Here is a 25,456-nt window from a genome sequence, read left to right on the forward strand (position 1 = left end):
CTTTTTTTAATTAATTATTGGCATTTTCAAATTGAAATCCAAATTGATTTTTTAATATCCCTTGAACTTTCTCAGTATCTAAAATTTTATTGACAAGTTCAGACACACATTCATAAGAATCTGCTTTTATCTTATCTAAAGGATTAATAGATGTCGTTAAAATTACAATTTTTGTTTCTTTAAATTTTTGAGCGAAACCATTTGCTACGTATTTATCTAAAAAATCCCAACCATTTGTTTTGGGCATATTAAGATCCAATAAAATTAAATCAGGAATCTTAAGCTCTTCTACAGGTTTTGATAGATAATCTAATGCAATATCTGCATCTTCATAGAACAAGGGGTTTTTGACGATATTCATTCCCTTAATTACAGTTTCATTAAAATAATTTGTAGCCTCATCATCGTCAATGCATATTATGCAATCTAACATCTTACTCATACCAACTTCTTACTAAGTGTAAAACAAAATTTACTTCCATGTGGGGTGTTTTTTTCTACCCAAATTTGACCATCGTGTAAGTCTATTACTTTCTTACAAATTGAAAGGCCGATTCCTGAACCTTCATATTCGTTTTGTTTATGTAGCCGTTGAAAAACGTGGAAGATTTTTTCAAAATATACTTCATCAATTCCGATCCCGTTATCAATGATTTCAATCTTTACTTTTTCTTTCTCGTTCGAAACTTTTATATCAATTTGTACACCTCTATCGGGGTGTTTGTATTTAATAGCGTTGCTAATTAAATTTTGAAATAAAATTTTAAGCTCAGATTCATAGATTTTGATGGATGGTAGAGTAGAAACATTAATTTCAGCATTTTCTTTCATGATAGTTCCCGCTATATCTTGCAAAACACTATCAACGAGTAGATTAAGATCAACCTCCTTTAGTTCTAACTCTTTTCCAATGATGTTATAGTTTAACATTCCTCTTAAGAGTGTTTTCATTCTGTTGGTTGCAGAAAAAATGAAATCAAGATATTTAAATGCTTTTGCTTCGTCACCTGTCTTGTTATTCATTTCTTCTTTCAATAGCATTGAGAAACTTTGAATGGTGTTCAATGGCTCACTTAAGTCATGTGAAGTGACGTAGCCCATTTGTTCAAGTTCGTAGTTTTTCTGAGCAATTTTTTCCATTGACTCTTCTAGTTTCTTGGCGTAATTCCTACTTTCAGTAATATCATGGACACTACCAATAAGCATTTTACATTTTTCATTTTTGTCAAAGACGGGAGCAATTCTAACCTCTCCAATTTTCGTTCCGGTGGGATAGGGTGTGATTTCTTCCCAGCTAACGCTAGATTTAGTTTTGATGGCTGTTCTATAATGACCTAAAACAACTGTTAAAGAAGGTTCAGGAATAACATCTTTGACATTTTTGCCTATGACTTGCTCACGCTTTAAGCCTGTAGCGTTTAGAAAAGTTTGGTTGACCGAACTAAAAATGTATTCTCCTGCCTTATTGACATTTAAGGCAAAAATTACATCCCCAACAGTATCGTAAATCAATGAAAGAATTTTATCTTTTTCTTCTAACATTTGGGTGTAGGATTCCTTTTTGAATCCTTCTGGATTAATAGTAGACATACGTTTATGAGTAAAATAGTAGTTTGTTCCATTAGGAACCTTTTGAGTTGATTGAAATAGCGGATAATTGAAATATATGTTGTAGACTTTTTGTACCATTTCTATTTAGTACATTTATAATTTAATAAAATGTGGTGAAAAATTGAAGAAAAGTAATAATTGATGTAATAGGATCACCAAATAATCCAAAATTAAAATAAGCGTATTATGAAATGGTTCCAAGATTTGGTGCATTGCAGACGAAATGATGGTTAATTAATATGATTACCCTTATGAAGGGTAAGTGGTAGTGTTTTGTGGCTCGTGAGGACGTTGCAATGCAACGCCCCTACAGCACTCACTGCATTTTAGAAGGTTATCTTTGTCTTTTGACATGTAATCAGACCATCATTAAGTAGTATCTAAATCGGCCTTGAAGGGAAAAGCGTAAAGAATTTCATGGAATGAGCCGTTAAAAATGATTTTGCTGTTTGAGCATCTCAAAGCGATGAAGTTTTGATCGAGTTATCCTTTCAATAGGCCCAAGGAATGGAATTTAGCTTTTGACTTCTAAGCCTTGAATTTTTTGCTTCTTTTTGTTTTAAGACAAAAACGAAGAGGAAAGAATCTTGAAAGTTGATCCTATAAATGCTTGTAGAAAGGTCGATTAAAAGTTAATGATAATTTAGTTTACAATTTATTTTGTGGATTTCAGCGAAAAACCTTCAGAAGCTGTAAGAGGTAATATTGAAGTGATTGGAGACCAACTTATCTAAAGAGTAAATGTTTAACTCTTTTGCGAAGAGTTGATAAATAAAAAATCCCAAGCTTTAATTTTTACCATTGAAGCTTGGGATTTTAATCCTTATTATTTTTTACTTAGCGACCTCTTCTTCAGGTGCATCATCAATAAGCATCACACAATCCTTACAGTTGAATTTCAGCTTATAGCGAACATCTTTGTATTTAAGGAAAAGAGGAAACTGAACGTTGTCAGGAGGAGTAACGAAGGTTTCGTGTTCATCACACATACCAATTTGATAACGAAGGCAGTGCTTGGTTGTCATCAATCGAAGTTTACTCTTGTCTTCACGTCCTTCAAAACCTTCACCAATTTCTTCTACACCATGACGAGTATAAAACGCTCTCGCTTTTTCGTTCAATACATTACCATGATGATCAAATTTCTTTTGGTAGAAAGGATAAGTGTCATCAATATCAGTATTGATTCTTGAAGGCTGCTTGTAGCTTTTGTTTCTCTTTTCTTCAAGTGCTTCAATAAGATCTCTTCTCCATTGGTTCACTTTTCCACCTGGAATAAAAGGAAGATCACCTTCGGGGAGTTGAACATCCAATACATCAAAAATAGTATTACCCGACTTTTTTAATGACTTGGTTAAATTCTGAGCTGCTTTTTCCTTATTAGAAGCTAATTCAAAAGGCTCTTTATAATGGTGGGTTATTTTATTACCATAAATATCTTCGATTGATAAGTCTACCTGATGATTTTGCCAATCTAAACGAATGTTAGTATCAATCTTACGAACCGTTTTTTCACTTTTAAGTTCTTTATTGTATTGCTGATCAAAGTTTCTGAAAATCTCAGCACCAACGCGAACTCCCATTACCAATGAAGTTTTGATCCAACCTTTATCGTCAACATGCTCTACTTTCATACCTTGAAGTTTCTCATGCTTGTCTAAGAAACACAAACCATCTCCTGGTATAAGTTTTTTGTCCGTTTCAATAAGGTATTGATTGCCCTTTATCTGTTTTACGACACCAATTCGATCACCAATCGCTTTTGGCGTATCAAAGTTGGCTATTGTATCTTTTCTCTTCTCGTAGAAATAAGTTGTAAATTCTCTATTATAAGTTTTCTCAGGGGCAGGTTCAAATCCTAAAGTGACCTTACCTTGAGCGTCAGAAACAAACTCATCACCATATTTATTTAAAACAAAATCGATGCGTTTTCTAAAGTTGCCGACCATGTTTTTAACGTAGGCTTCATCTTTGAGTCTTCCCTCAATCTTGAAAGACTTCACACCGGCTCTTGCCAATGGTAATACATAGTCACTTAGGTTAAGATCTTTTAGTGAAAGCAAGTGCTTTTGACTGGCCAATTTTTGTCCAGCATTGTCTACCAAATCGTAAGGAAGACGGCAAGGTTGACCACATGCACCTCTGTTAGCAGAACGATCACCCACGTTATTACTCATATAGCATTGTCCACTTAAACTTACGCAAAGTGCGCCAGCCACAAAAGCTTCTAACTCCACATTTGTTTTTTCACCAATCTCTTGGATTTGTTTAATAGAAAGCTCTCTTGCCAATACCACTCTATCAAAGCCCACTTTTTCCAAGAACATTACTTTTTCAAGGTCATAGTTGTGCGTTTGAGTACTGGCGTGAAGTGGAATAGGAGGAAGGTCCATCTCTAAAAGACCCATATCCTGAATAATCAAAGAATCCACACCTGCATGATATAAATCCCACGCTTGTTGATGTGCTTGATCTAATTCATGATCGAACAACAAAGTGTTCATCGTTGCAAAAATCTTTGCATTAAAACGGTGTGCATGTTTTGTTAACTTTTCTATTTCTTGAATAGTGTTGCCTACACCGTCTCTTGCTCCAAAAGCTTTTGGACCAATATAAACTGCATCAGCGCCGTGATTGATCGCTGAGAATCCAATTTCAATGTTTTTTGCGGGTGCTAATAATTCTAGAGATTTTTTCATGGTGCAAATTTAGGAGTGTTTTTGAAATGAAATGTGAATTGGAATGTTTTATTTGGAAAAAAAGCTGATCCAAGTCAATGAATCAGCTTTTTTTTAATATTTCGAGACTACTTTTTGAGTAGTAGTTTTTTTCTTTTCTATTCCGTTCCTTCAATTGAAGGTTTATTACCAACGGCTTTGTCGACTAGAATGGCCACCGTAGAATCGCCAGTAACATTCACAACAGTTCTGAACATATCTAGAATTCTATCTGGAGCAAGAATCAAAGCAATACCTTCTGTAGGCAAGCCAACTTGTTCTAATACGATGATCAGCATAATGATACCTGCACCCGGTACAGCTGCAGAACCGATAGAGGCTAAGGTAGCCGTAATTACAATTGAGATTTGATCCGCAAGTGTTAAGTCTTGACCAAATACCTGTGCAATAAATACAGCTGCAACTCCTTGATATAAACTTGTACCATCCATGTTCACTGTAGCTCCTAAAGGAAGTACAAAACTTGTTGTTTCTTCAGAAACGCCTAGTTCTTCTTCTACTTGCTTCATCGTAACAGGTAATGCAGCTGCACTACTACTCGTAGAAAAAGCCATCATTTGTGCTGGGAAAATACCTCTGATAAATCTAGAGAAATTAACTTTAGCGAATATTTTTAAGATAGATGGATAGATTACTGCAACCATGATTAATAAGCCAATGATCACTACAAGAGAGTAAAAACCAAGTGTCAACAACAATTCAGTTGCTTTTGATGGATCATCACCCGTAAAATCAGTGATAAGTGATGTGATCAATGCAAATACGCCATAAGGAGCAAATTTCATGATCAGATCCACCATCTTTAATATAATTTTATCGAGACTTTTGAAGAGTTCTTTTACTGCTTTTCCATGTTCTGCTGGTATTGCCACTAATGACACTCCAAATAGAATAGCAAAAAAGATCACTTGTAGCATATTACTATTACTGCTCATGGCATTGAAAATATTGCCAGGCACCATATCCAATAAAGGTTGTAAAGGACTTCTTTGTTGTACTTCAGAGGCTTGTGCGACTCTTGAAGAAGCACTATCAGCAAAACGTTCTAAGAAACTAGCTCTCATTTCTTCCGAAAAACCTGCTCCAGGTTGGAAGACATTTACTAAGAGAAGGCCAATAGTAACAGCTATAATAGTGGTAATTAAATAGATTCCGACAGCACGACCTCCCATTTTTGAAAGCTTTGAAAGATCGGTCATTGATGCCACACCATTGACCAAAGAAATAAGAACAAGAGGTACAGCAATTAATTTAAGTAATCGAATAAAGATAGTACCAAAGGGTTTGATCCAATCATTAGAGAATTGAGCGTTTCCTGTATAGCTTATCAATAATCCTAGGAGGAGTCCTAATACCATCCCGATGATTATTTTCCAATGCAATGCAATTTTTTTCATTATTGTTGTTTCGTAAAGATAGGATCTGCGAGTAAGATAAACCTACTCTTGTTAATGTTATAAGTAAAATTCTCTATTCCGTGTGCTTAAGGAATAGAAGGTAGTTGACCTCAATTGAATTGCCAAGTTGCTTTTACACATTTTTCGACAAAAAAATAAAATATTGCTTTTGAAAATAGCGAACTTTGTTTTCTGGTCATAAGAAAATAAAGAGCGTTTTGGAAGTTATCATTTCAAAAACGCCACAAGATAATGCAGTGAAGCCAAAAAAACTTTCTTTTTTGAAAATATTAAGGTTTCAAAATGGAAAACTCCCTCACCGTGAAATGAGGGAGTCAAATATTATTTTCCTAATGCATCATCAATGTACATTAATACTTTTCGCATTAAGTGTACTCTGTCTTTTCCTCTAACATTGTGAGGGTGTCCTGGATAAGTAAAGAAATCTACTTGAACACCATTCTTCACACAGTTTTCTAAGAATAAGAAAGAGTGTTGAGGTACAACAACATCATCAATTAAACCATGAATAATCAATAGTTTATCTTTTAATAAAGTTGTTTTGTTTAATAATTTAGCCTCTTCGTAGCCTTCTGCATTCAGTTGTGGAGTAGACATATATCTTTCAGTGTACATTACTTCATACAACTCCCAATCCATTACTGGTCCACCTGCTACACCAACTTTAAATGTATCAGCAGCTTTTGTCATTAATGAAGTGGTCATAAATCCACCAAAACTCCATCCGTGAATAGCCATTCTGTCTGCATCAATGTAAGGCAATGATTTGAGGTATTCTACTCCTAATAGTTGATCCTTTACTTCTTCAGTACCTAATTTCAAGTGAGTAGCTTGTTCAAAGTCTTTACCTCTGTTTTCAGTACCTCTACTGTCTACAGTATAGATAATATAACCATCTTGTGCTGCCTTCTGCATCCAAAGTGCTGCACCGGCTTGCCATCTGTTGGTGATCAATTGAACTCCTGGGCCACCATATACATAGACAATGACCGGGTATTTTTTATTTGGATCAAAATCAACAGGCTTGATCATTCTTGTATTCAAAACTGAAGTACCATCTGCAGCTTTGATTGTAGAAAGCTCAATAGGCGAAACAGTATAATCTTTTAATGGATCTTCTGCATCAAGAATGGTACTGATCATTTTACCATTTCCATCAAAAATAACTTCTTTGTTAGGTGTTGTTAAGTTCGTAAAAGCAGACAAGAAAAGATTACTTGATGCATCATATTGAACTTGGCTATACACTCCCGATTCTGTTGTGATTTTACTGACTTTCTTCGACTTTAAGTTGGCTTTATAAACTTGTCTATCTAAACCATTATTATCAGTTCCTAAAACGAAAAGGTTTTGTTTCTTTTTGTCAAAACCAATTACATCCATGACAACCCATTCGCCAGACGTTAGCTGTGCTAACTCTTTTCCTTCAGTGTTGTATAAGTAAACATGCTCAAAGCCATCTTTTTCTGTTCTCCAGATAAATTGATCATTGCTGTTTGGAAGGAATTCCATTGGGTGAGTAATAGATAAGTATTTATCATCTTTCTCTTCGAAAAGTGTTTTGATAAACGCACCGTTTGCCGCATTGTATTGATTAAGTGCCAAATGATTTTGATCTCTATTTAAAATACCGATGTAGATAAATTGCTCATCTGGGCTCCAAACAATATTCGTTAAGTATTGCTCTTTTGGTCCTTCTGTTTTTACCTGAACACTCTTTTGTGTTTTGATATTGTAAATGTGTAAGGTAACTTCTTCACTCTTCATTCCTGCCATTGGGTATTTTGTAGGGTTGGAAGAAGCTGGTGTTGTCGCTAGGTTGACTAGAGGGTAGTCAGTGACCATAGTTTGATCATTTCTATAGTAAGCGATGGCATTACCATTTGGTGACCAGTAAGTACCCTTGTGCACACCAAACTCATTTCTATGAACAACTTGACCAAATACAATTTCTTTATTGTCTTCTTTAGAAATTTGAGTTTCTTTTCCATCAACTGTAATGAAAAGATTGTTTTCGATGGTATAGGCTGCTTTGGAGTAATCAGAAGTGAAATCAGCATTTGCACCTTCTTCATTCCAAGAACCTAATTGGATAGATTCCTTTGATGCGATGTTCGTTTTGAAAAACTGATTATGGTAATTGAAAATAAATTCATTTTGAGATACCCATTTGTAGCGAGGGAACCTTTTTAAATCCTCTAAGTTTTCATTAGACTTTTTGACTTCTTCTAATGAAATCAACGTTTTCTTACTGCCTTTTTTAGCGTAAGTTGCAATTAATGCATTATCTTCAATAATGGTGTAATAACCTTTAGCATTAGGTTGCCATTGAACGCTTATTCTTTCAGGGTAAAAAGTCGACCATCTTTCAACGATGGATTGTTCTAATGTTAAGGTCTTATTCTGTGCTTGACTACTTAAAGCACTAAGGATTAAAAGACAAAGGGTTGCTAAACTATAAAGTCGTTTCATTTTGAATATTATGATTTATATGCGATTTCTATTATCAGCATTTTTTGTATTGCTACTTTCTCAAAGCCTACAAGCACAAGAGAAAATTCACTGGATGAGTTTTGAGGAAGCAGTAACAAAAAGTAAAAAAGAACCTCGAAAAATATTTATTGATGTTTATACGGATTGGTGTGGTTGGTGTAAGAAAATGGATCGTTCCACTTTTTCAGATCCTTCCATTGTAAAATATGTCAATGAAAACTATTATGCAGTGAAACTTAATGCGGAGTCACGTAAGGCTATTCAATTTCAAGGAACCACCTATGATTTTATCAGTCAAGGAGGAAAAGGGTATCATGAGTTGGCTGCTACTTTATTAAATGGAAAAATGAGTTTTCCTACCACTGTTTTTATAATGGTCAATAAAAAAGAGCAGCTTTTAGCTGAGCCTGTTCCTGTACCAGGTTTTCAAGATAAAAAGAGTATGCATTTGATTCTTTCCTTCATAGAGGAAGGAGCTTTTGAAAATGTGTCATTCAATGACTATAAAGAAAAGTATACTTCACCTTATCCAAAATCAAAATAAACATTTACACAAAATGGTGAATTAGAAATCAATTACTTGTTTCTAATTCACCATTTTTATGGTAAGCAAAAGGTTATTTCTTTGCTACTCTTTCTAAAGTGATTTTGATAAAGTCCCAGAATCTACGCACTGTATTGATCTCACACATCTCATCTGGTGAGTGAGGGTTTTTAATTGTAGGACCAAATGAAATCATATCTAAATGAGGGTAGTGGCTACCAATAATACCACATTCTAATCCTGCGTGAACAGCATTAACGATTGCAGGTTTATTGAATAACTCTTGATGAATCTCTTTCATCTCTTCCAAGATTTCAGAATTAGCATTTGGTGTCCATCCCGGATAAGCTCCACCGTGTTCTACATCTCCTTTGGTGATTGCAAATGCACCTTCAATTTGATGGGTAACATCATACTTGGCAGAATCTACTGAACTTCTTGTAAGGAATTGAACCGTTACTTTTCCATCTTTTACTAGTACTCTTGAAAGTGAAGTAGAAGTCTCTACCAATCCTTCCAAATCATCTGACATTCTGATAACACCACATGGAGAGGCATACACTGCACTTAAAAGAGCTTCTTGTACTTTTACCTCCATTACTTTTGAGGGCAATTCAACAGCATCAAGAAGAACTACTAAATTAGGCTCAGTAGCGTGTAACTCTTGCTTGATAGTAGCTTCGAATTCGGCAATATAAGCCTTAAATTCTTCTACTTTATCCTCAGCAATTACGACTGTTGCAAATGATTCACGAGGGATAGCATTTCTTAAACTTCCGCCATCAATTTCAGCAACTTCTAAACCGAATTTTTGGTTTGTTCTCCAAAGTAAACGGTTCATTAGTTTATTAGCGTTACCACGTCCTAAGTGAATTTCACACCCTGAGTGACCACCTTTCAAACCTTTCAATTCAATTTTGAAAGCAGCACCTTCAGCTGTTACTTCCTCGTAGTTGTAATTGACGTTGGTGTCAATACCACCTGCACATCCGATACACAATTCGTGTTCGTCTTCGGTGTCTAGGTTTAATAAAATATCTCCATCAAGCATGCCGCCTTCCAAACCGAAAGCACCAGTCATGCCTGTTTCTTCATCAATTGTAAATAATGCTTCAATTGGGCCATGGACTAATTCTTTAGAAGCCAAAATACCCATCATAGTAGCAGCTCCAATACCGTTGTCGGCACCTAGTGTTGTTCCTTTTGCTTTTACCCAATCACCATCAATGTAAGACTGAATTCCATCTTCATCGAAATCGAAATCAGTATCCGCATTTTTCTGGTGTACCATATCAATATGTGATTGAATGATAATTCCTTTTCGGTCTTCCATACCCGGTGTTGCAGGTTTTTTGATGATCACATTGCCTGTTTTATCAACAAAAGTGGGTAATCCTAAATCTTCTCCGAACTTTTTAGTGAATGCAATAATTCTTTCTTCTTTCTTAGATCCTCTTGGAACCTCGTTCATTTTCTCAAAGTTTTCCCAAATATCAACGGGATTCAATTGAGCTACTTCTTTGTTCATGTTTTGTATATGTTAGTATGTTGAAAATTAACATCTTTGTTAACTTTCTATTCAAATTCAATTCAAAAATAATATAAACTTACAGATTTGTATAAAAATCAGTTCTAAAGATTTCATTCCAATTTTGTCTGTCGAACTCTCTTTGCTGATTTCTATCGGTATACAAAAGGAATGCATCCCGTGGGATTTCTTCAGCCCCTAAGCTTTCAAGGTGTGGAGTATGCATCTGACAGTCAATAATTTCATAACCTTGTTCAATCAGATTTTTACAAAGCATAATAAAGCCATATTTAGAGGCATTACTACGTTTTGAAAACATTGATTCCCCAAAAAAAGCTTTTTGCATCGCACCGCCATATAAGCCACCGACAAGCTCATCATTTTCCCAAACTTCTACAGAATGCATAAAACCGATTTTGTGAAGTTGATTATAGGCTTCTTCCATCTCATCAGTAATCCAAGTCCCACCTTGATCAGGCCTGTAGATCTCTTTGCATGCGGCAATTACACCTTCAAAATTTTGATCAAATGTCACCTTAAAAGTATCACGCCTTAAGAGTTGACGCATACTTTTGGAAACATAAATATTTTCAGGAAATAAAACACAACGGGGATCGGGAGACCACCAAAGCAAAGGGTCTTCTGGATTAAACCATGGGAAAACACCATTTGCATAAGCTTCAATAATTCTTTTAGGAGTTAAATCTCCTCCGACTGCAAGAATACCACTCTCATCCGTCAAGCGGGCAGGAGGGAACATCACGTTGTCATCTTCTAGCTGAAATATTGGCATGTTTTCTTTTAAGTGAACTTTTGGAGTAAACGAGATTTAGTTTTACTCCGTCGATATCTACAAATTATTTTGATAAAAATAAGAAAAATTACTTTTCTTCAGCTATTAATATTAGGTAATATTCGTTCATTGATGTGTAGGCCGTTATTGGTGTGGCATACATCTGAATTTTCTTTCTCTCTTTGGTGTTGGGGTTGTAACTATCGATGTATTTGACTATCTGAGGTTTATTTTCAAGTTTAACCTTAATGATTGGGTGTTGATCATTAGGCATTTCAGTATTGGTGTCAGAAATAAATATTTTTCGAATATCGATTAAATCTTCCTCATTTTCGGGCATTGTGCCTTTACCTAATAATTCTTTTCCTTTATTATTTAAGAAAATAGGAATACTATCAGCATCCGTCACCATTACACCGATAGTTGCTTTTTGAAAAGTATCAAAGAAACTTTGGATTTTGGAATCCACGCCGGAAGTCTGTTGTTCTGAAGATTTTTTCTGATATTCTGCGAGTTGTTCTTTGGCCCATCTGAGTTCTTGCAATTGGGCATGATGCCTTTGTGTGGCTTCCTTTTCAGACTCTTTCGACAGACCTTTATTATTCAATTGACTTTCGGAAGAAATGTCATATTCTAAGAAAAGCTCCTGCCATTCGTTTGGAACATCTCGTTCTAGTTCACTACTAATTCCTTGGCTTTCATATTCGAGATGTTTAAAGAATTTTGAAAGGGGACGTTTTAACCAGGTATTTGTACTCGAAATTTGAGCTATAAAAATAATACTCAGAAGCAAAATGCATAAAGCAATTAATGGTAGTGATTGAATGCTGACTTTAAGCCATAAATCAAACTCATTAATTACAATTGCAATGGACTGATTTGTTGTCTGATTCACTTTCTTTTTGATTACATACCATTCTCCGACGGATTGATTTGTAAGGTTGTTATCAGCTCTAAAAAAAGCTTTTAATGAAGCAGGGATTTCACTTGCTTGACTACGGTTCAAGATACTTCTTTCTTTACCCTGATTAAGCCAAAACAGAGCCGCTCCATTATCGTTAAGATAGTAGACATCTGTTAAAGTAATCTTATACAAATCAAAGGCATCCATTTTAATATCTTGAATTGTTTTTTCAATTTCTGTCGATGCTTGTTTGTAATTGACTAATGCTTTAGAATTAGATAAAACTTTTTGTAAAAAAAGTTTTTCAAGGTTTACATCATAATAAATCTTTACACTTGTTGCAGCTAAAATTAATACCAGTGATAAAATATAAAGTAATACAGACCTCATCTGTAATTTTGAAAAAATGGTATTGAGCTGATTATTCATTATTTCGAGTTTTGTTCAATTCTTTGTTGTTTGGAAAGTCTATTGAGTCTTACCTCATAAGGTAATGCCTTTCCATTTTCTATACTTTCTAGCAGTAATTCTGAAAAATAAGGTCCAAGCGAAACGCCTTTAGCACCTAATCCATTAAATATATGAATATTTTTATATGCTTCATGTGTTCCTATAAATGGACGACGATCAAATGTAGCAGGACGAATACCCGACCAATGCTCTAAAATTTCAAATTCATCATTGACAAGTGGTTCCACTTTTTCAAGCAGTTGTCTTTTGCCTTTAGGAGTTGGAGAATCCATTTCTTCTACTCTTTCATAGGTTGCTCCTAATTTGCAAGTTCCTTGATCATCAATTGGTAAGATAAAACCATTTCTGTTGATGATATGCTGAAACCTTGCATTTTTAAACTTTATAAGCAGTAATTCACCTTTGACCGGTCTAAAGTCTAACGCTGTAAAGAAAGGATTATTTTCTACTTTATTCCCTTCTGCAAAAATGATATGTTTTGCCTTGATATTTTTATATTCAATAAAACCGTCCTTTTGTTGGATTTTATCGTATTCAAACTCTTCCTCAAGAATGTGTTCTTTGTTTTTTTCTTTGAATGCATCCAAGAAAACAGGTATATCTAAGTAGCCACTTCTTTGCACTTCCATTCCTCCAAATGACCCGTCAATATATTCATTGTAAAGACCTTCTTTTACAAACCCTTTTACATAGGAGGAATACTTTTCATCTGCACTTGCAGCAATCCAGTCCGTCTGTTTTTCTTGAGAATCAAACGGGAAATAAAGTGGAATAGGAATAAAACTTTTGATATTATATTTCTGATCAAAAGTAGGATAGAAGTCTTCAATCTTATCAAAAATGGTATCACAAAGCCATGTCTTTACCATCTTTCTACCAGTGATGGGGTTGTACAATCCACCAGCTACTCTTGATGAGTTCTTCAAACTTCCATTATCAATAAGTTTAAAGGTTTTATTTCGATTGATAACTGTTTCTGTTAATATACTACCCGCAATTCCTTGCCCTACAATTAGATAATCTATAATCTCTGTCATACCAAATGCTCAAAAAATAAATAATGCCTACAAATATCATATTCTATGCAGTAGGACAAAAGAAAACAATCGTTTTTATATCAAAATGGTCAATAACGTGATCATGAATACTAATGTTGAGAATTTCTTATTGTAGCTGAACGGTAGGTAGTTAACATTTGTGAGTTTGAAATTTGCAATATATTTACGGATTATTTGCAACTGATTGATAGAATTGTTCGTTTCTTTTAAAATATTGCAATTGAAGTGTTCTGTTTTTTAGTATTGGCACTTTAATTGAATTGTAATTTATATTACATTTTTTTATTTCAATCTATAATAATGTTTAGAAAAACTTTAATACTAGGTCTATTTTTATTGTTGTCTCAGTTTCTTTATGCCCAAGATGCGATTATTGATAGCGAAAAATTAAATAAAGCCATTGATTATTATCAACAAGCTAAAGCTGATTATGACATTAAGACTTATGATAAAGCCTTAAGTAATTTTTTATTAGCCTATGAACTGAATCCTAATTTCTCTGATTACTCTTATGGTGTAGCAAGCTCATATTATGAGTTAAAAGACTATGAAAATGCGAAGAAGTACATAGAATTGACGATCAAGTTACAAACAGGTCAAGCGGATTATCATTTGAAGGCTGGAAATATTTACTTCAAGTTAAAAGACTTCCGTAAAGCAGTTCGTAATTATGAAATTACATTAGCCAATCTTAACCCAGAACATCCAATCAATACTCAAAGCTGTTATTATAACAAAGCGGTGAGTCATTATTACTTAAAAGACTATACCAATGCAATTCACGACCTTTCAGTTTTAATTGAGGAGGATCAAGAAAATTATAATGCCATTCATTTAAGAGCAGTTTCTTATTTACGCTTAGGAAAAAAGGAAGATGCATGTATTGATTTTCATGCGGCAAAAGAATTGGGGAACTTAAAATCGCAGGAATACATTGATAAGCATTGTCAATCGAATTAGTTTTTGGTGGCTCTAAAATCATTTAAAAGGTAGCATATCTAGGTTAAAATTTGTACGTTCGAAGAAATTTTAATTCAAAAGGATACTATTCACTAAGGTTGAGTTACAAATAATTGACCCTTAGAAGAGTAGTGATAAAGCATAAAAAATAAGATGATTAACGTACATACATTAACTTTTAGCCCTTTTCAAGAAAATACATATGTGGTTTGGGACGATACAAAAGAAGCAATTATTGTCGATCCGGGCTGTTATGATGCTTCAGAAGAACAGGCATTGAAAGGATTTATTGATAGCAATGAGTTGAAAGTGGTGAAAATTGTCAATACACATTGTCACCTAGACCATGTTTTCGGTAACAAATTCTGTCAAGATACTTTTGGTGTGAAATTATATATTCCCAAAGGAGAGATTGAGACTTTAGCAAGTGGAGCCAACTCAGCAGCCAAATACGGTATTCCGGGTTTCGTCACTTCTACGCATGATGAATTACTAGAAAATGAAGGTGAAGTAACTTTTGGAAATACATCACTTCAAATATTATATGCTCCAGGGCATTCACCGGGACATCTTGTTTTCTTTGATCAAGAACAAAAAATTGCTTTAGGTGGAGATGTGTTATTTAAAGGTTCAATTGGTAGAACAGATTTGCCAGGTGGTGATCACCAAACTTTATTAGATAACATCAAAAATGTAATGTATGCCTTGCCTGATGAGACGATTGTTTACCCAGGGCACGGACCATTTACAACAATCGGTGATGAGAAAAGAAGTAATCCATTTGTAAGAGGTTAATTATGGGAATTAAAAAACACATTCCAAACGCCATTACTTGTGGTAACTTGATCAGTGGTTGTATTGGTATATCATTCTGTTTCGAAGGCGATTTGTTTTTAGGAGCAGCTATGATTTTAGTAGGAGCCACTTTTGACTTTTTCGATGGTTTTGCTGCCAGAATGTTGAAAGTTTCCTCTCCAATGGGAAAGGAATTGGACTCTTTAGCTGATATGGTCACTTTTGGTGTTTTACCTGCAGTGATCCTTTATCAGTTGTTATTACAGGTAGAATTATTAGCAGATACGCATACTACCTATTTACCGTATATTGCCTATCTGATAGCCGCATTTTCTGCCATTCGTTTAGCCAATTTTAATATCGACGAAAGACAATCAGATGGTTTTATTGGAGTACCAACACCCGCTAATGCTCTTTTGATCGGATCTTTGCCTTTAATTTTAAGATACTATCCAGAGTTCTCACCTTATATTCTAAACAAGTACCTTCTTATTGGTATCGCAGTCGTAATGTCTTATTTACTAAATGCAGAAATACCATTGGTATCTTTAAAGTTTAAAAACTTTGGGTGGAAAGGAAATGAACCAAGGTATACATTAATTGGAGTAAGTGTATTGCTTCTGATCTTTTTACAGGTGGCTGCATTGCCTTTGATTGTTGTTACTCAGGTTTTGGTTTCGATTATTTTTAATAGGAAATAGAAAGCTGATAATATCTATATTTAAAGCCTTTATTGATCGGAATGATCAATAAAGGCTTTATTTTTAAATCATATTTTAATGATTATAAGATATCCTCTTGACTGATTTCTGCACCGCCCCATTCAATAACCGTAAAACCATCTCTCTTTTTATTATAGCTTTTAATCTGAGGTTCTATGGCAATTTTATCTTTGCTACACCCCTTGAAAAACATATAAAGTCGAATTTCACGATCTGGTTGTGGTTGAATATTTAACTTCGCTATATCATCACAACTTTCGTTGATCATAAATTGAATAAAATTATATTCATTCTTATTTAATTCAGGGATCCAATAACTTATAAAATCATTTATTTCATAAGTATTTAAACCGAATTGAGGTAAAGTTTTTTCAAGAAATGATATGGTTGAGTCCTTGGCAATCACATATCCTTTATTTTGATTTTCATAAGAAAACTTAGACCTCAAATCACCTTCCCAATAAATATATTTGTGCTTTCTTTGATCTTTCTGATCTATTATATCTCCCGAAGGAAGCACTTTTAAGTTCCACCCTTCAGAATTGTATTTTGGATAAGAAGCAGTAATTGCTCCATCCAATTCCACTTTCACATTTACATCAATTTCCTTCTCCGTGTTAAAGTAGATCACGGGCTTTTTGATCATTACTTTCGGTTTTAAGTTTTCTTTGGTTTTGGGTACAATATTGATAATTGTAAGTTTTGTCTTCTTATTGATATAGGAAAAACTTTTCCCATTTAACACTTCCAACTTAAGTATGTAATCTTCATCAATATAGAAGTCCTCTATATTGCCCTGTATATAATAATCATTGTATTTAAATACTGAATAGCGGGCGTCGATGTCAAGGTGATTTTTAATCAGGTCTTGAATGGATATAAAATTGAGGTGTTTTTTTGTAGTCATATGAATTGAAGGACCATTTAAGGTATCTTTAGTATTCATATATAAAGAATCAATATCCTCTGTTTTCATGATAGGTTGAGCATCAAACTCTTGTCCATTTACAAAATATTTGATTCCTCTATCACCACTGTTTGATGGGATATTAATATACTCCACCTCTATATTTTTTTGTCCATAACTATAATGGAAATTCAGAAATATACAGATGAGAAGGGAGATGTATGTTGATTTAGTCATGATAATCTCTTTAGTTTAATTTATTGCTTGTTAAGATTAGAAAACAAATATGAATTGAAGTCTACGATAAGAAGTTTCTAGTTAATTGCTAAAAAACGAATACTAAGCAGCTGAGAATAGAAGTTTATTCCTTTTTCAGCTTAGGAACTTTATCTCTAAAGATTTGATACCTTTTGTAGCCATACCAAAACTCCTCTGACCCAACTTTAAGAATAGTAAGTGTGGGGATTGCGAAAATCATCCCGACAACACCACCTAACGCTGACCCTACAAATACAGCCAAAAAGATGGCTAATGGATGCATTTTTACACTTCGTGAGAAAATAATAGGTTGTACCACTACATTATCCACTAATTGTACTACACCGAAGACAGAAAGTACTTTTATCACTAAGAAAATATAATCTGACATGTCAACCAAAGTAGGATCTGTAAGTACTCCGACCAAAACACCAAAAGAGCCTCCAATAAATGGTCCTAGATAAGGAATGAGGTTGGCTACGGCGGCAAAAACGGCAATAGTAATAGCATATTCAACATTAGCAATCTTCAATCCGATAGTTGCAATGGAGAAAATACTAAGCATTTGTAAGAAAAGTCCCAAGAGGTAACTAGAGAGTAGTTTTTCAGTTTTGATTAAAGCAGAGATAGATACTTCAAAATATCGATTAGGAATTAATATAATTAATTGACGTCTTAATAAACTTGGATCATAGAGGAAGAAAAAAGTGATAAATAGTACAGCCATTGTTCCTACGAAAAAATTACCTGTCAATGCAATTAAACCATTGACAAAAGTTCTGATACTATCACTTTGAATTAAAGATGTAATCCTTTCCGTTAATTGTTCCAATAGAAACCCTTTTTCTGCGTCTTGTAAGATATATTCTCTAATAAGGTTTTCAAGACTGTAAATCGGTCCTTCCACCACCATAATCAACTCTTGCGTATTTTTGTCTGTCAAGACTTCAATTTGACTCTTGATGAGGGGATAAAATAGGAAAACAAATAATCCTATAATTCCAAAGAGGATTATAAATGAACAAAATACGGCTAAGGTTCGGGGAAATTTATACCCGAAGGCATGGAAATTAGCAATGTAATTGGTGGGCGTTTGTAAGATGGAAGAGATGATCAGTGAAATAACGATATAAGCAAGGATGTCTTTCAACTGCACTGAAAGCCAACCTAATACAAATATGATAGCGATAAACAAAAATAAGTTCGTAAATGAACGAAAGTATTTTGCTACAGACGCAATTGATTTAATAGAATTATAGAGTTTATCAGGTACCATATCAACTATTTAGTACATCAAAAAAATATGATTTATGGAATGGGTCTTTTGAATAATTAAAGATAAAAAAGACTCCTACTTAAAGAAAATAAGTAAGAGTCTTTTTTCATTTTGGAATGATCAAAGGCCTAGTAAGATAAATCATTATCTAATGGCTCACTTTTGAAATCATTATTGTAGCTTTCTTTGTAATCGTAGTCCTCACCAGGTAAAAGATCATTCTTGACCTTATCTACGCATTCACCCAAAGCATCAACAAATTTTTCAAAATCTTCCTTGTATAAGAAAATTTTGTGCTTTTCAAATACAGGCTGATCATCTTTGAAACGCTTTTTACTTTCCGTTATGGTCAAGTAATAGTCGTTCGAACGAGTTGCTTTAACATCAAAGAAGTAAGTACGTTTTCCTGCACGAACTTTCCTTGAAAAGATTTCTTCTCTTCTCTCTTCCACAGTCCTAATCTTTTAGTTTATTTACGATCCTAATTTTTATATAACATTTCTATTATCCAAATCAAATCGAAAAAAAATGCATATTATTTCTACTTTCGAGCAAAAATTAAAGAAAAGGGGAAAAAAATTGTAAGTTTGCCTTCGTTTTTAATGAAGATTCGATGAAACACTAACCTTTAATGAAGAGAAAACTTTTATTATCCTTTGTATTTTTTTTAGTACTTCAACATTTTTCATTCTCTCAGATTATTGATAAGATCGGTTACAAAGAGATGGGGGAAGCCTCTTACTACCCAGACGACAGGGATGGAATTATTACCAGAGGAGGGGTAAAGTTTAGTAAAGATTCAATGTATGTAGCACATAAATACTTTCCATTCGGAAGTATAATTAAAGTGAGGAATATTGATAATGGTAAAACGGTTTTCTTAAAAGTGGTCGATCGTCCTTATACTTCATCCAGAATCATTGATATGACTTATGAGGCTGCACAACGCTTAGACATTATAGGACAATCCGAGAGCACGGTAGAAGTGATCCTGAAGGATACTCCTGCAACATTAAAAGAAAAGAAAAAACTTCAACAAACACTCAAAGCAAATGCTGTAAATGAAAATAATAGCATAGATATTGATAAAGATTTATTTAAGGAAGTAGGAACATATAGTTTATACGGAGAAAAAAGTTTGACAGAAGGTGTTGGTATTCAGTTTGCGACTTCTCCCGATCTTGAGCATATCATTTCGGAAGGAAAAAAAATTGAATCAGATTATCTTATTTCTTCTGTTTTTGTACAAACAGGATGGTCTAACGGACAAAAAGTTTATCGTTTGCTGATCGGTAGTTTTTCTTCTACTGAAGCAGCACAACCATTATTACAGTTATTAAAAAAAGGGGGCTATACTGACTGTTTTATCAAGAAGCACCATAACAATTAAAATTATGAACCTAAAGAAGGTAATTCTATTACTATCCTGCTTAGTGACTATAACTACACTTTACGGACAAACTAAGGTAGGTGATAAAAAAAGAGGACAATCGTCTTATTATGCGAATAAATTTCATGGAAGGAAAACTGCAAATGGTGAGCGTTTTAATATGTACGCTTATACATGTGCACATAGAGAACTTCCTTTTGATACATATCTAAAAGTAACCAACCTAAAGAATGGTCGATGGGTTGTCGTAAGAGTAAATGATAGAGGTCCTTTTAAGTCCAATCGTATTCTGGATTTATCAAAAGCAGCTGCTTCAAAAATTAATATGATTGAAGATGGTATTGCTAAAGTTGAAATTGAAATCTTGGCTACAAAAGGGCAGGGAACAAAAGTAAAAGAGGGCACCTCTGGTGGTTCTGGTCAAGCAATTTCCTCTAAGGATATTAAAAAGGAGAAGAAAAGAAAAGAGACTACGGTAAATAATAAACCTAAGCATTCTACAAAATCTTATGGAGCACCTGGTACTTATAGTATTTGGGGTACATCCAAGTCGATTAAGAAAGGGTATGGAGTGCAATTAGCTTCTTATTCGAATTTAGCAAAAGCCAAAGAAGCAGGAAAGATTGCAAACAAGAAAGGGCTTACTGAAGTATATATTCAATCTGGCTATTATAAAAGTAAAGTGATCTATCGTTTATTGTATGGAGATTTTTCTCAAAAAGAAGCAAAAAATAATATCAAAAAAGTAAAATCTAAAGGATATAAAGGTGCCTTTGTCAAAAAGCATTTGTAACTTAATAGGATGGAAGCTGAAATATTCGGTTAAAAATGACGCTGCCAATTGATATCTGAAGGAAGAACAAAGAAATTAAATCTATTTTAATATTCAATTATTCTTTTTGATACATAAAGTGTTTTTCAGCGAACATAACACACTTCATTCAGTTAAAGTAAGACTATAGATGTTACAAGAAATTTCTTTTGATACCATACGACAATACGGTAATATAGAACTCTTAGCCAAGCAAATGGTAGAAGGGTTTATTACTGGATTGCATAAATCTCCTTATCATGGTTTTTCGGTAGAATTTGCCGAGCATAACCTTTATAATCCAGGGGAAAGTACAAGACATATTGATTGGAAAGTGTACGCCAGAACTGATAAACTTTTTACCAAACGGTATGAAGAAGAAACCAATCTAAGAGCCATGATTGTGTTGGATCGTTCTCCTTCCATGTACTATCCAGACAAGACCTTTGATAAAATGGCATTTAGTACAATGGCTGCAGCGTCATTGGGCTATATGCTCCAAAAGCAAAGGGATGCTGTGGGGTTGTGTACTTTCTCAGATGATTTGGAGGAAATGACACAAGTGAAATCCACTAGAACTCATTTGCATCAGATCTTTGTGAAATTACAGCAAATGTTAGAGAAGCCACCTCCACAAAAGGGAACACACATCGCTAAGGTTTTACATCAAGTTGCTGAAACTATACATAAACGCTCTTTGGTCATTATCTTTTCCGATATGATGGGGCAGATGGGAAACAGAGATGAAATGTTTGCTGCACTACAACATTTAAAACATAATAATCACGAGGTATTATTATTTCACGTTGCTGATCATAGTACAGAGTTGCAATTGGAATTTCCTGAGCGACCGATGGTTTTTGTAGATGTAGAATCTGGACAGAAAGAAAAGCTTCGACCATCGCAGGTGAGAGAACAATATCAGCAAACTATTCAACAACTTTATCATGATTTAAATGTAAAGTGTGGTCAATACAAGATTGATTATGTTGAAGTGGACAGCAAAAAAGATATCGATCAAATCATTATTCCATATATGTTGAAGAGACAAAGAATGAGGTAATTAAATTACTTCTATTAAGAAAGCCGTTCCAACCAAAGTTGAAACGGCTTTTTGAGTATAAAAAAATCACTCGAAAAAATATAGGAAATGGATTACCATTTCGTGTTTCTCATGTCACCAGAAGTCATAAACTCCGAGTGCATGTTAAATACTCTATCCAATGCTTGAGGAGTTTGTGGATGACCTGAAGTTACTTCTAAGTACTCTCTTAAAGTCTCTTTGTAATCAGGGTGAACACAATTTTCAATAATAGCCTCAGCACGTTGACGAGGAGATTTACCTCTTAAGTCTGCAACACCTTGCTCAGTGATGATTACTTTTACAGAGTGCTCAGAGTGATCTTCGTGAGATACCATTGGTACAATAGCACTGATACTACCACCCTTAGCCACTGAAGGACAAGTGAAGATCGATAAGAAGGAGTTACGAGTGAAATCACCAGAACCACCGATACCGTTCATCATCTTCGTACCCAATACGTGCGTAGAGTTGATGTTACCGAAGATATCTGCTTCAATGGCAGTGTTAATTGTGATCAAACCTAATTGACGAACAATCTCAGGGTTATTTGAGATTTCTTGAGGACGTAAAACTAATTTGTCTTTGAAGAAATCGAAATCACCATAAATACCTTTTAATACTTCTGGAGATACAGTCAGCGAACAACCTGAAGCGAAAGTAATATCACCATTTTTCATTAAGTCAATTACTGCATCTTGGATTACCTCAGTATACATTCTAAAAGGAGGGATGCCTGGGTTTTTGCCCAATGATCCTAATACCGCATTCGCAATATTACCTACACCAGATTGGATCGGTAAGAATTCCTTAGGAATAGTACCTTTTGCTAATTCACCAGCTAAGAAGTTAGCTACATTATCACCAATTTTTTGAGTTACTTCATCTACAGGAGCGAAACCACCTACTTCATCAGGAGCATTTGTTTCTACAATACCCATGATTTTTGAAGGATCAATTCTCAACACAGGCTCACCGATACGAGCATCAGGAGAGTAAACTGGGATAGACTTTCTGTAAGGAGGATCTAATGGTTGATAGATATCATGAAGACCTTTGATAAATTTAGGGTGGTTACTGTTTAACTCAATAATCACCTTTTTTGCTAGTTTAGTTGCAGTTGGAGAGATACCTACACCAGAAGTAAGTACTACTTCACCATTTGGAGTAATGTCCGCTGCTTCAATAATTGCCAAATCAATCTCACCAAAGAAACCATAACGCATCTCTTGTGCTAAAGCAGACAAGTGCATATCAAAATACTCCACATGACCGTTGTTAATTGCTCCTCTCATATCTTTATTAGATTGATATGGAGTACGGAATTTTACAGCGTTTGCTCTTGCTAATTCTCCATCTAAAGAATCACCTGTAGAAGCACCTGTAATCATTCCAATCTTGAATTCTCTACCTGCTTCATGCTCTCTTTTTGCTTTTTCAGCAATAGCCTTAGAAACTACTTTTGGAGATCCTGCAGGAGTGAAACCACTAAATGCGACTGTTGTATTATGATGTACATATTCCGCCGCTTCTTCCGGAGTTAAAATTTTAAATGGCATATTATATTTTGTCTTTGCTTTTAAACTGATATTGTTTATTTCTATTAAGTGTAATAATTCAATTCTAATAGGCTTAAAAAAGTCACACAATACTGATGTGTTATTTAATATTAACCTTGAAATTACACTGTAAAGATAGAAGGCCGTCAAATGAAAAATGATGACCGTTTAACAACCCCAAAAGGTGATTAAAGTAATGTATTCTGTAATATTTTTTAATGAAAAGGTTAGGGTCGTCATTGTTGTTCTTTAATTAGTTCATTTTTTAGAGAGAAGGTTATACTTGTGTCTTTTCTGCTGTTAGTAGGGGGAGTTTAATGTAAAAAGGTTCAAGACCAATGTGTATGGAGTTGGAATTCACATTAGTGGTATCATAAGAACAGGTAAATATGACTATACAACTTTTTGAAGAAGTATTGGAAGATGTTTTAAGTGAGATATTAGTCAATTAATTATTAAATTCGAAAATGATTAATTTAGAAAATACAGCCTTATTTAAGGACAAAGCGTATATAGATGGAATTTGGAAAAGTGCCCAAAATGATAAAACTTTTGTGGTTACCAATCCTTATGATCAACAGGAATTAGCACAGGTTTCAGATTTTGGACCTGAAGATATTCCTTCTGTTATTGAAGCGGCAGAAAGTGCTTTTCATATTTGGAAGAAAAAGACTGCGGCAGAAAGGGCTACAATTTTAAGGAAGTGGTATGAGCTTCAAATCGAATATGCTGAGGATTTAGCCCGAATTTTAACATCTGAGCAAGGGAAACCTTTTCCAGAAGCATTAGGTGAGATAAAATATGGAGCGTCTTTCGTAGAATGGTTTGCAGAAGAAGCAAAGAGGGTTTATGGGGATGTGATTCCAGGACATGGTGAGGATAAACGTATTGTAGTGATCAAGCAACCTATTGGCGTTGTAGTGGCCATCACTCCATGGAATTTTCCCAATGCAATGATTACTAGAAAAGTTGCTCCTGCATTGGCAGCTGGTTGTTCAGTGATTATTAAGCCTTCAGAAGAGACGCCTTTATCAGCATTGGCATTAGCTGTTTTAGCTGAAAAAGCAGGTATACCAAAAGGGGTTTTCAATATCGTAACCACAACAGATTCAGTCAATGTTGGAAAGGTACTGACGGACAGCCCTGTTGTGAAAAAGTTATCTTTTACGGGTTCAACTCCGGTAGGTAAACAATTGATGCGTCAATCAGCAGATACAGTAAAAAAGATATCTTTAGAACTAGGCGGGAATGCTCCATTTATTGTTTTTGATGACGCAGTGCTTGAAGATGCAGTACAAGGTGCGATTGCATCAAAGTATAGAAATGCAGGTCAGACTTGTGTTTGTGCCAATCGTATTTATGTTCAAGAAGGAATTTATGATGCTTTTGTTACCAAATTTGCAGAAGAGGTACGCAAGCTTAAAGTAGGAAATGGTTTTGAAGAAGGTGTAGAAATTGGCCCACTTATCAATACCAAAGCAGTTCAAAAGGTAAACTCCCTAATTGATGATGCTTTAGAAAAAGGAGGGAAGATTAGACTTGGTGCAAGAAGTGAATCAGATGAAAATACATTGTACCAACCTACAATTGTGATTGATGTAACATCAGAGATGAGATTTGCAAAAGAAGAGATATTTGGTCCTGTAGCTCCAATATTCAAATTTAAAACCGATGAGGAGGTCATTGAAGCAGCAAATAATACAGAATATGGTTTAGCTTCTTATTTCTATGGCAATAATATGAATAGAGTATGGAAAGTCGCCGAAGGTTTAGAATATGGAATGGTAGGAATTAATACCGGAATGATTTCCACTGCAGTTGCACCTTTTGGAGGTATAAAAGAAAGTGGAAATGGTCGTGAAGGTTCTAAATACGGTATGGATGATTTCCTTGAAATTAAGTATTTATGTTTTGGAGGGGTGCAATAAATTGATACTCTAATTATACTATAAGGAGGCAGTACTGAGATAAATTCGGTGCTGCTTTTTTTGTGTTGAGATAGTAATAGGTAAAAGATTGTTTGGGGTTTATATCGAATGATAATAGATAACTTCAATCTATCTTCCCTCTAAATAAATGTCATCATTGTAATTCTATTTTCATTTTCCTTCAAAAATGATGTAATTGCGCATTCTTAAA

Annotated in this window: 21 protein-coding genes; 8 read left to right on the forward strand and 13 right to left on the reverse strand. The window is 34.4% G+C overall.

From position 1 onward, the window contains the following. Window positions 1-10: 10 nt before the first annotated feature. The 5 genes from PL77_RS08410 to PL77_RS08430 all read right to left on the reverse strand — a co-directional run bounded on the left by PL77_RS08410 (window position 11) and on the right by PL77_RS08430 (window position 8,239). On the reverse strand, window positions 11-442 hold the full coding sequence (locus tag PL77_RS08410; protein ID WP_044203768.1) for a response regulator: 432 nt from the start codon (window positions 440-442) through the stop codon (window positions 11-13). Further along, the gene (locus PL77_RS08415) at window positions 439-1,590 is read right to left on the reverse strand and encodes an ATP-binding protein (protein WP_052444266.1); all 1,152 of its coding nucleotides are present in this window, start codon (window positions 1,588-1,590) and stop codon (window positions 439-441) included. Before PL77_RS08415 ends, PL77_RS08410 begins: the two co-directional genes overlap by 4 nt. Before the next feature lie 854 nt (window positions 1,591-2,444). Beyond that, window positions 2,445-4,310, reverse strand: a complete 1,866-nt coding sequence (locus PL77_RS08420; RefSeq protein WP_044203771.1) for a U32 family peptidase — start codon at window positions 4,308-4,310, stop codon at window positions 2,445-2,447. Window positions 4,311-4,447: 137 nt separating this feature from the next. Then, window positions 4,448-5,746 (reverse strand): dicarboxylate/amino acid:cation symporter, encoded by a 1,299-nt coding sequence (locus tag PL77_RS08425; protein ID WP_044203773.1) that lies wholly within the window; start codon window positions 5,744-5,746, stop codon window positions 4,448-4,450. Window positions 5,747-6,088: 342 nt separating this feature from the next. Beyond that, window positions 6,089-8,239: a DPP IV N-terminal domain-containing protein gene (locus tag PL77_RS08430; RefSeq protein ID WP_044203775.1), complete on the reverse strand. Its 2,151-nt coding sequence runs from the start codon at window positions 8,237-8,239 to the stop codon at window positions 6,089-6,091. A gap of 19 nt (window positions 8,240-8,258) precedes the next feature. Here PL77_RS08430 and PL77_RS08435 point away from each other — a divergent pair, with 19 nt between their 5' ends. Then, a complete protein-coding gene (locus tag PL77_RS08435) occupies window positions 8,259-8,804 on the forward strand; it encodes a DUF255 domain-containing protein (RefSeq protein ID WP_044203777.1) in 546 nt (181 codons plus the stop codon). Between the two features lie 73 nt (window positions 8,805-8,877). On the opposite strand, the gene PL77_RS08440 is transcribed toward PL77_RS08435, so the two are convergent. The 4 genes from PL77_RS08440 to PL77_RS08455 all read right to left on the reverse strand — a co-directional run bounded on the left by PL77_RS08440 (window position 8,878) and on the right by PL77_RS08455 (window position 13,537). Beyond that, window positions 8,878-10,332 carry an aminoacyl-histidine dipeptidase gene (locus PL77_RS08440; RefSeq protein WP_044203780.1) on the reverse strand — a complete coding sequence of 485 codons (1,455 nt, stop codon included), beginning with the start codon at window positions 10,330-10,332 and terminating at the stop codon, window positions 8,878-8,880. Between the two features lie 79 nt (window positions 10,333-10,411). After that, the gene (gene aat, locus PL77_RS08445; RefSeq protein ID WP_044203782.1) at window positions 10,412-11,125 is read right to left on the reverse strand and encodes a leucyl/phenylalanyl-tRNA--protein transferase; all 714 of its coding nucleotides are present in this window, start codon (window positions 11,123-11,125) and stop codon (window positions 10,412-10,414) included. Window positions 11,126-11,213: 88 nt separating this feature from the next. Beyond that, window positions 11,214-12,458, reverse strand: coding sequence for a hypothetical protein (locus tag PL77_RS08450; RefSeq protein WP_044203784.1), 1,245 nt, complete (start codon window positions 12,456-12,458; stop codon window positions 11,214-11,216). Continuing rightward, a complete protein-coding gene (locus tag PL77_RS08455; protein WP_052444267.1) occupies window positions 12,458-13,537 on the reverse strand; it encodes an FAD-binding oxidoreductase in 1,080 nt (359 codons plus the stop codon). Before PL77_RS08455 ends, PL77_RS08450 begins: the two co-directional genes overlap by 1 nt. 321 nt (window positions 13,538-13,858) lie before the next feature. Between PL77_RS08455 and PL77_RS08460 the strand changes: the two genes are divergently transcribed. From PL77_RS08460 to pssA, 3 genes are all read left to right on the forward strand, one after another. Beyond that, window positions 13,859-14,518, forward strand: coding sequence for a tetratricopeptide repeat protein (locus tag PL77_RS08460; protein WP_044203786.1), 660 nt, complete (start codon window positions 13,859-13,861; stop codon window positions 14,516-14,518). Window positions 14,519-14,671: 153 nt separating this feature from the next. Continuing rightward, a complete protein-coding gene (locus tag PL77_RS08465; RefSeq protein WP_044203788.1) occupies window positions 14,672-15,313 on the forward strand; it encodes an MBL fold metallo-hydrolase in 642 nt (213 codons plus the stop codon). A gap of 2 nt (window positions 15,314-15,315) precedes the next feature. Next, complete coding sequence (gene pssA / locus PL77_RS08470; protein ID WP_044203790.1) at window positions 15,316-16,014, forward strand: CDP-diacylglycerol--serine O-phosphatidyltransferase; 699 nt, start codon at window positions 15,316-15,318, stop codon at window positions 16,012-16,014. A gap of 82 nt (window positions 16,015-16,096) precedes the next feature. Here pssA and PL77_RS08475 read toward each other — a convergent pair whose 3' ends face one another. From PL77_RS08475 to PL77_RS08485, 3 genes are all read right to left on the reverse strand, one after another. Beyond that, window positions 16,097-17,179 (reverse strand): hypothetical protein, encoded by a 1,083-nt coding sequence (locus PL77_RS08475; RefSeq protein ID WP_156152295.1) that lies wholly within the window; start codon window positions 17,177-17,179, stop codon window positions 16,097-16,099. A 124-nt stretch (window positions 17,180-17,303) separates the two neighbouring features. Continuing rightward, window positions 17,304-18,476 (reverse strand): AI-2E family transporter, encoded by a 1,173-nt coding sequence (locus tag PL77_RS08480; RefSeq protein ID WP_052444268.1) that lies wholly within the window; start codon window positions 18,474-18,476, stop codon window positions 17,304-17,306. Between the two features lie 128 nt (window positions 18,477-18,604). After that, a complete protein-coding gene (locus tag PL77_RS08485; RefSeq protein ID WP_044203796.1) occupies window positions 18,605-18,928 on the reverse strand; it encodes a DUF3276 family protein in 324 nt (107 codons plus the stop codon). Window positions 18,929-19,107: 179 nt separating this feature from the next. Between PL77_RS08485 and PL77_RS08490 the strand changes: the two genes are divergently transcribed. The 3 genes from PL77_RS08490 (at window position 19,108) to PL77_RS08500 (ending at window position 21,740) form a co-directional block, all read left to right on the forward strand. Beyond that, the gene (locus tag PL77_RS08490; protein WP_044203799.1) at window positions 19,108-19,866 is read left to right on the forward strand and encodes an SPOR domain-containing protein; all 759 of its coding nucleotides are present in this window, start codon (window positions 19,108-19,110) and stop codon (window positions 19,864-19,866) included. A gap of 4 nt (window positions 19,867-19,870) precedes the next feature. Further along, a complete protein-coding gene (locus tag PL77_RS30360; RefSeq protein ID WP_082026456.1) occupies window positions 19,871-20,659 on the forward strand; it encodes a septal ring lytic transglycosylase RlpA family protein in 789 nt (262 codons plus the stop codon). Between the two features lie 169 nt (window positions 20,660-20,828). Beyond that, the gene (locus PL77_RS08500; protein ID WP_044203801.1) at window positions 20,829-21,740 is read left to right on the forward strand and encodes a DUF58 domain-containing protein; all 912 of its coding nucleotides are present in this window, start codon (window positions 20,829-20,831) and stop codon (window positions 21,738-21,740) included. Between the two features lie 92 nt (window positions 21,741-21,832). Here PL77_RS08500 and PL77_RS08505 read toward each other — a convergent pair whose 3' ends face one another. Next, window positions 21,833-23,317: an acetyl-CoA hydrolase/transferase family protein gene (locus PL77_RS08505; RefSeq protein WP_044203803.1), complete on the reverse strand. Its 1,485-nt coding sequence runs from the start codon at window positions 23,315-23,317 to the stop codon at window positions 21,833-21,835. Window positions 23,318-23,784: 467 nt separating this feature from the next. Between PL77_RS08505 and PL77_RS08510 the strand changes: the two genes are divergently transcribed. Then, window positions 23,785-25,245, forward strand: a complete 1,461-nt coding sequence (locus PL77_RS08510; protein ID WP_172665823.1) for an NAD-dependent succinate-semialdehyde dehydrogenase — start codon at window positions 23,785-23,787, stop codon at window positions 25,243-25,245. Window positions 25,246-25,456: the final 211 nt, after the last annotated feature.

It is taken from the genome of Flammeovirga sp. OC4, assembly GCF_000812565.1.
GTDB lineage: Bacteria > Bacteroidota > Bacteroidia > Cytophagales > Flammeovirgaceae > Flammeovirga.

Excerpts from the sequence above, each read along its gene's own strand:
- PL77_RS08510 (WP_172665823.1), top strand. The coding sequence starts at position 23,785 with ATGATTAATTTAGAAAATACAGCCTTATTTAAGGACAAAGCGTATATA.
- PL77_RS08475 (WP_156152295.1), bottom strand. The coding sequence starts at position 17,179 with ATGACTAAATCAACATACATCTCCCTTCTCATCTGTATATTTCTGAAT.
- PL77_RS08420 (WP_044203771.1), bottom strand. The coding sequence starts at position 4,310 with ATGAAAAAATCTCTAGAATTATTAGCACCCGCAAAAAACATTGAAATT.
- PL77_RS08500 (WP_044203801.1), top strand. The coding sequence starts at position 20,829 with ATGTTACAAGAAATTTCTTTTGATACCATACGACAATACGGTAATATA.
- PL77_RS08480 (WP_052444268.1), bottom strand. The coding sequence starts at position 18,476 with ATGGTACCTGATAAACTCTATAATTCTATTAAATCAATTGCGTCTGTA.
- PL77_RS08435 (WP_044203777.1), top strand. The coding sequence starts at position 8,259 with ATGCGATTTCTATTATCAGCATTTTTTGTATTGCTACTTTCTCAAAGC.
- PL77_RS08465 (WP_044203788.1), top strand. The coding sequence starts at position 14,672 with ATGATTAACGTACATACATTAACTTTTAGCCCTTTTCAAGAAAATACA.
- PL77_RS08460 (WP_044203786.1), top strand. The coding sequence starts at position 13,859 with ATGTTTAGAAAAACTTTAATACTAGGTCTATTTTTATTGTTGTCTCAG.
- PL77_RS08490 (WP_044203799.1), top strand. The coding sequence starts at position 19,108 with ATGAAGAGAAAACTTTTATTATCCTTTGTATTTTTTTTAGTACTTCAA.
- PL77_RS08425 (WP_044203773.1), bottom strand. The coding sequence starts at position 5,746 with ATGAAAAAAATTGCATTGCATTGGAAAATAATCATCGGGATGGTATTA.
- PL77_RS08410 (WP_044203768.1), bottom strand. The coding sequence starts at position 442 with ATGAGTAAGATGTTAGATTGCATAATATGCATTGACGATGATGAGGCT.
- PL77_RS08415 (WP_052444266.1), bottom strand. The coding sequence starts at position 1,590 with ATGTCTACTATTAATCCAGAAGGATTCAAAAAGGAATCCTACACCCAA.
- PL77_RS08455 (WP_052444267.1), bottom strand. The coding sequence starts at position 13,537 with ATGACAGAGATTATAGATTATCTAATTGTAGGGCAAGGAATTGCGGGT.
- PL77_RS08430 (WP_044203775.1), bottom strand. The coding sequence starts at position 8,239 with ATGAAACGACTTTATAGTTTAGCAACCCTTTGTCTTTTAATCCTTAGT.
- PL77_RS30360 (WP_082026456.1), top strand. The coding sequence starts at position 19,871 with ATGAACCTAAAGAAGGTAATTCTATTACTATCCTGCTTAGTGACTATA.
- aat (WP_044203782.1), bottom strand. The coding sequence starts at position 11,125 with ATGCCAATATTTCAGCTAGAAGATGACAACGTGATGTTCCCTCCTGCC.
- PL77_RS08450 (WP_044203784.1), bottom strand. The coding sequence starts at position 12,458 with ATGAATAATCAGCTCAATACCATTTTTTCAAAATTACAGATGAGGTCT.
- PL77_RS08440 (WP_044203780.1), bottom strand. The coding sequence starts at position 10,332 with ATGAACAAAGAAGTAGCTCAATTGAATCCCGTTGATATTTGGGAAAAC.
- pssA (WP_044203790.1), top strand. The coding sequence starts at position 15,316 with ATGGGAATTAAAAAACACATTCCAAACGCCATTACTTGTGGTAACTTG.
- PL77_RS08505 (WP_044203803.1), bottom strand. The coding sequence starts at position 23,317 with ATGCCATTTAAAATTTTAACTCCGGAAGAAGCGGCGGAATATGTACAT.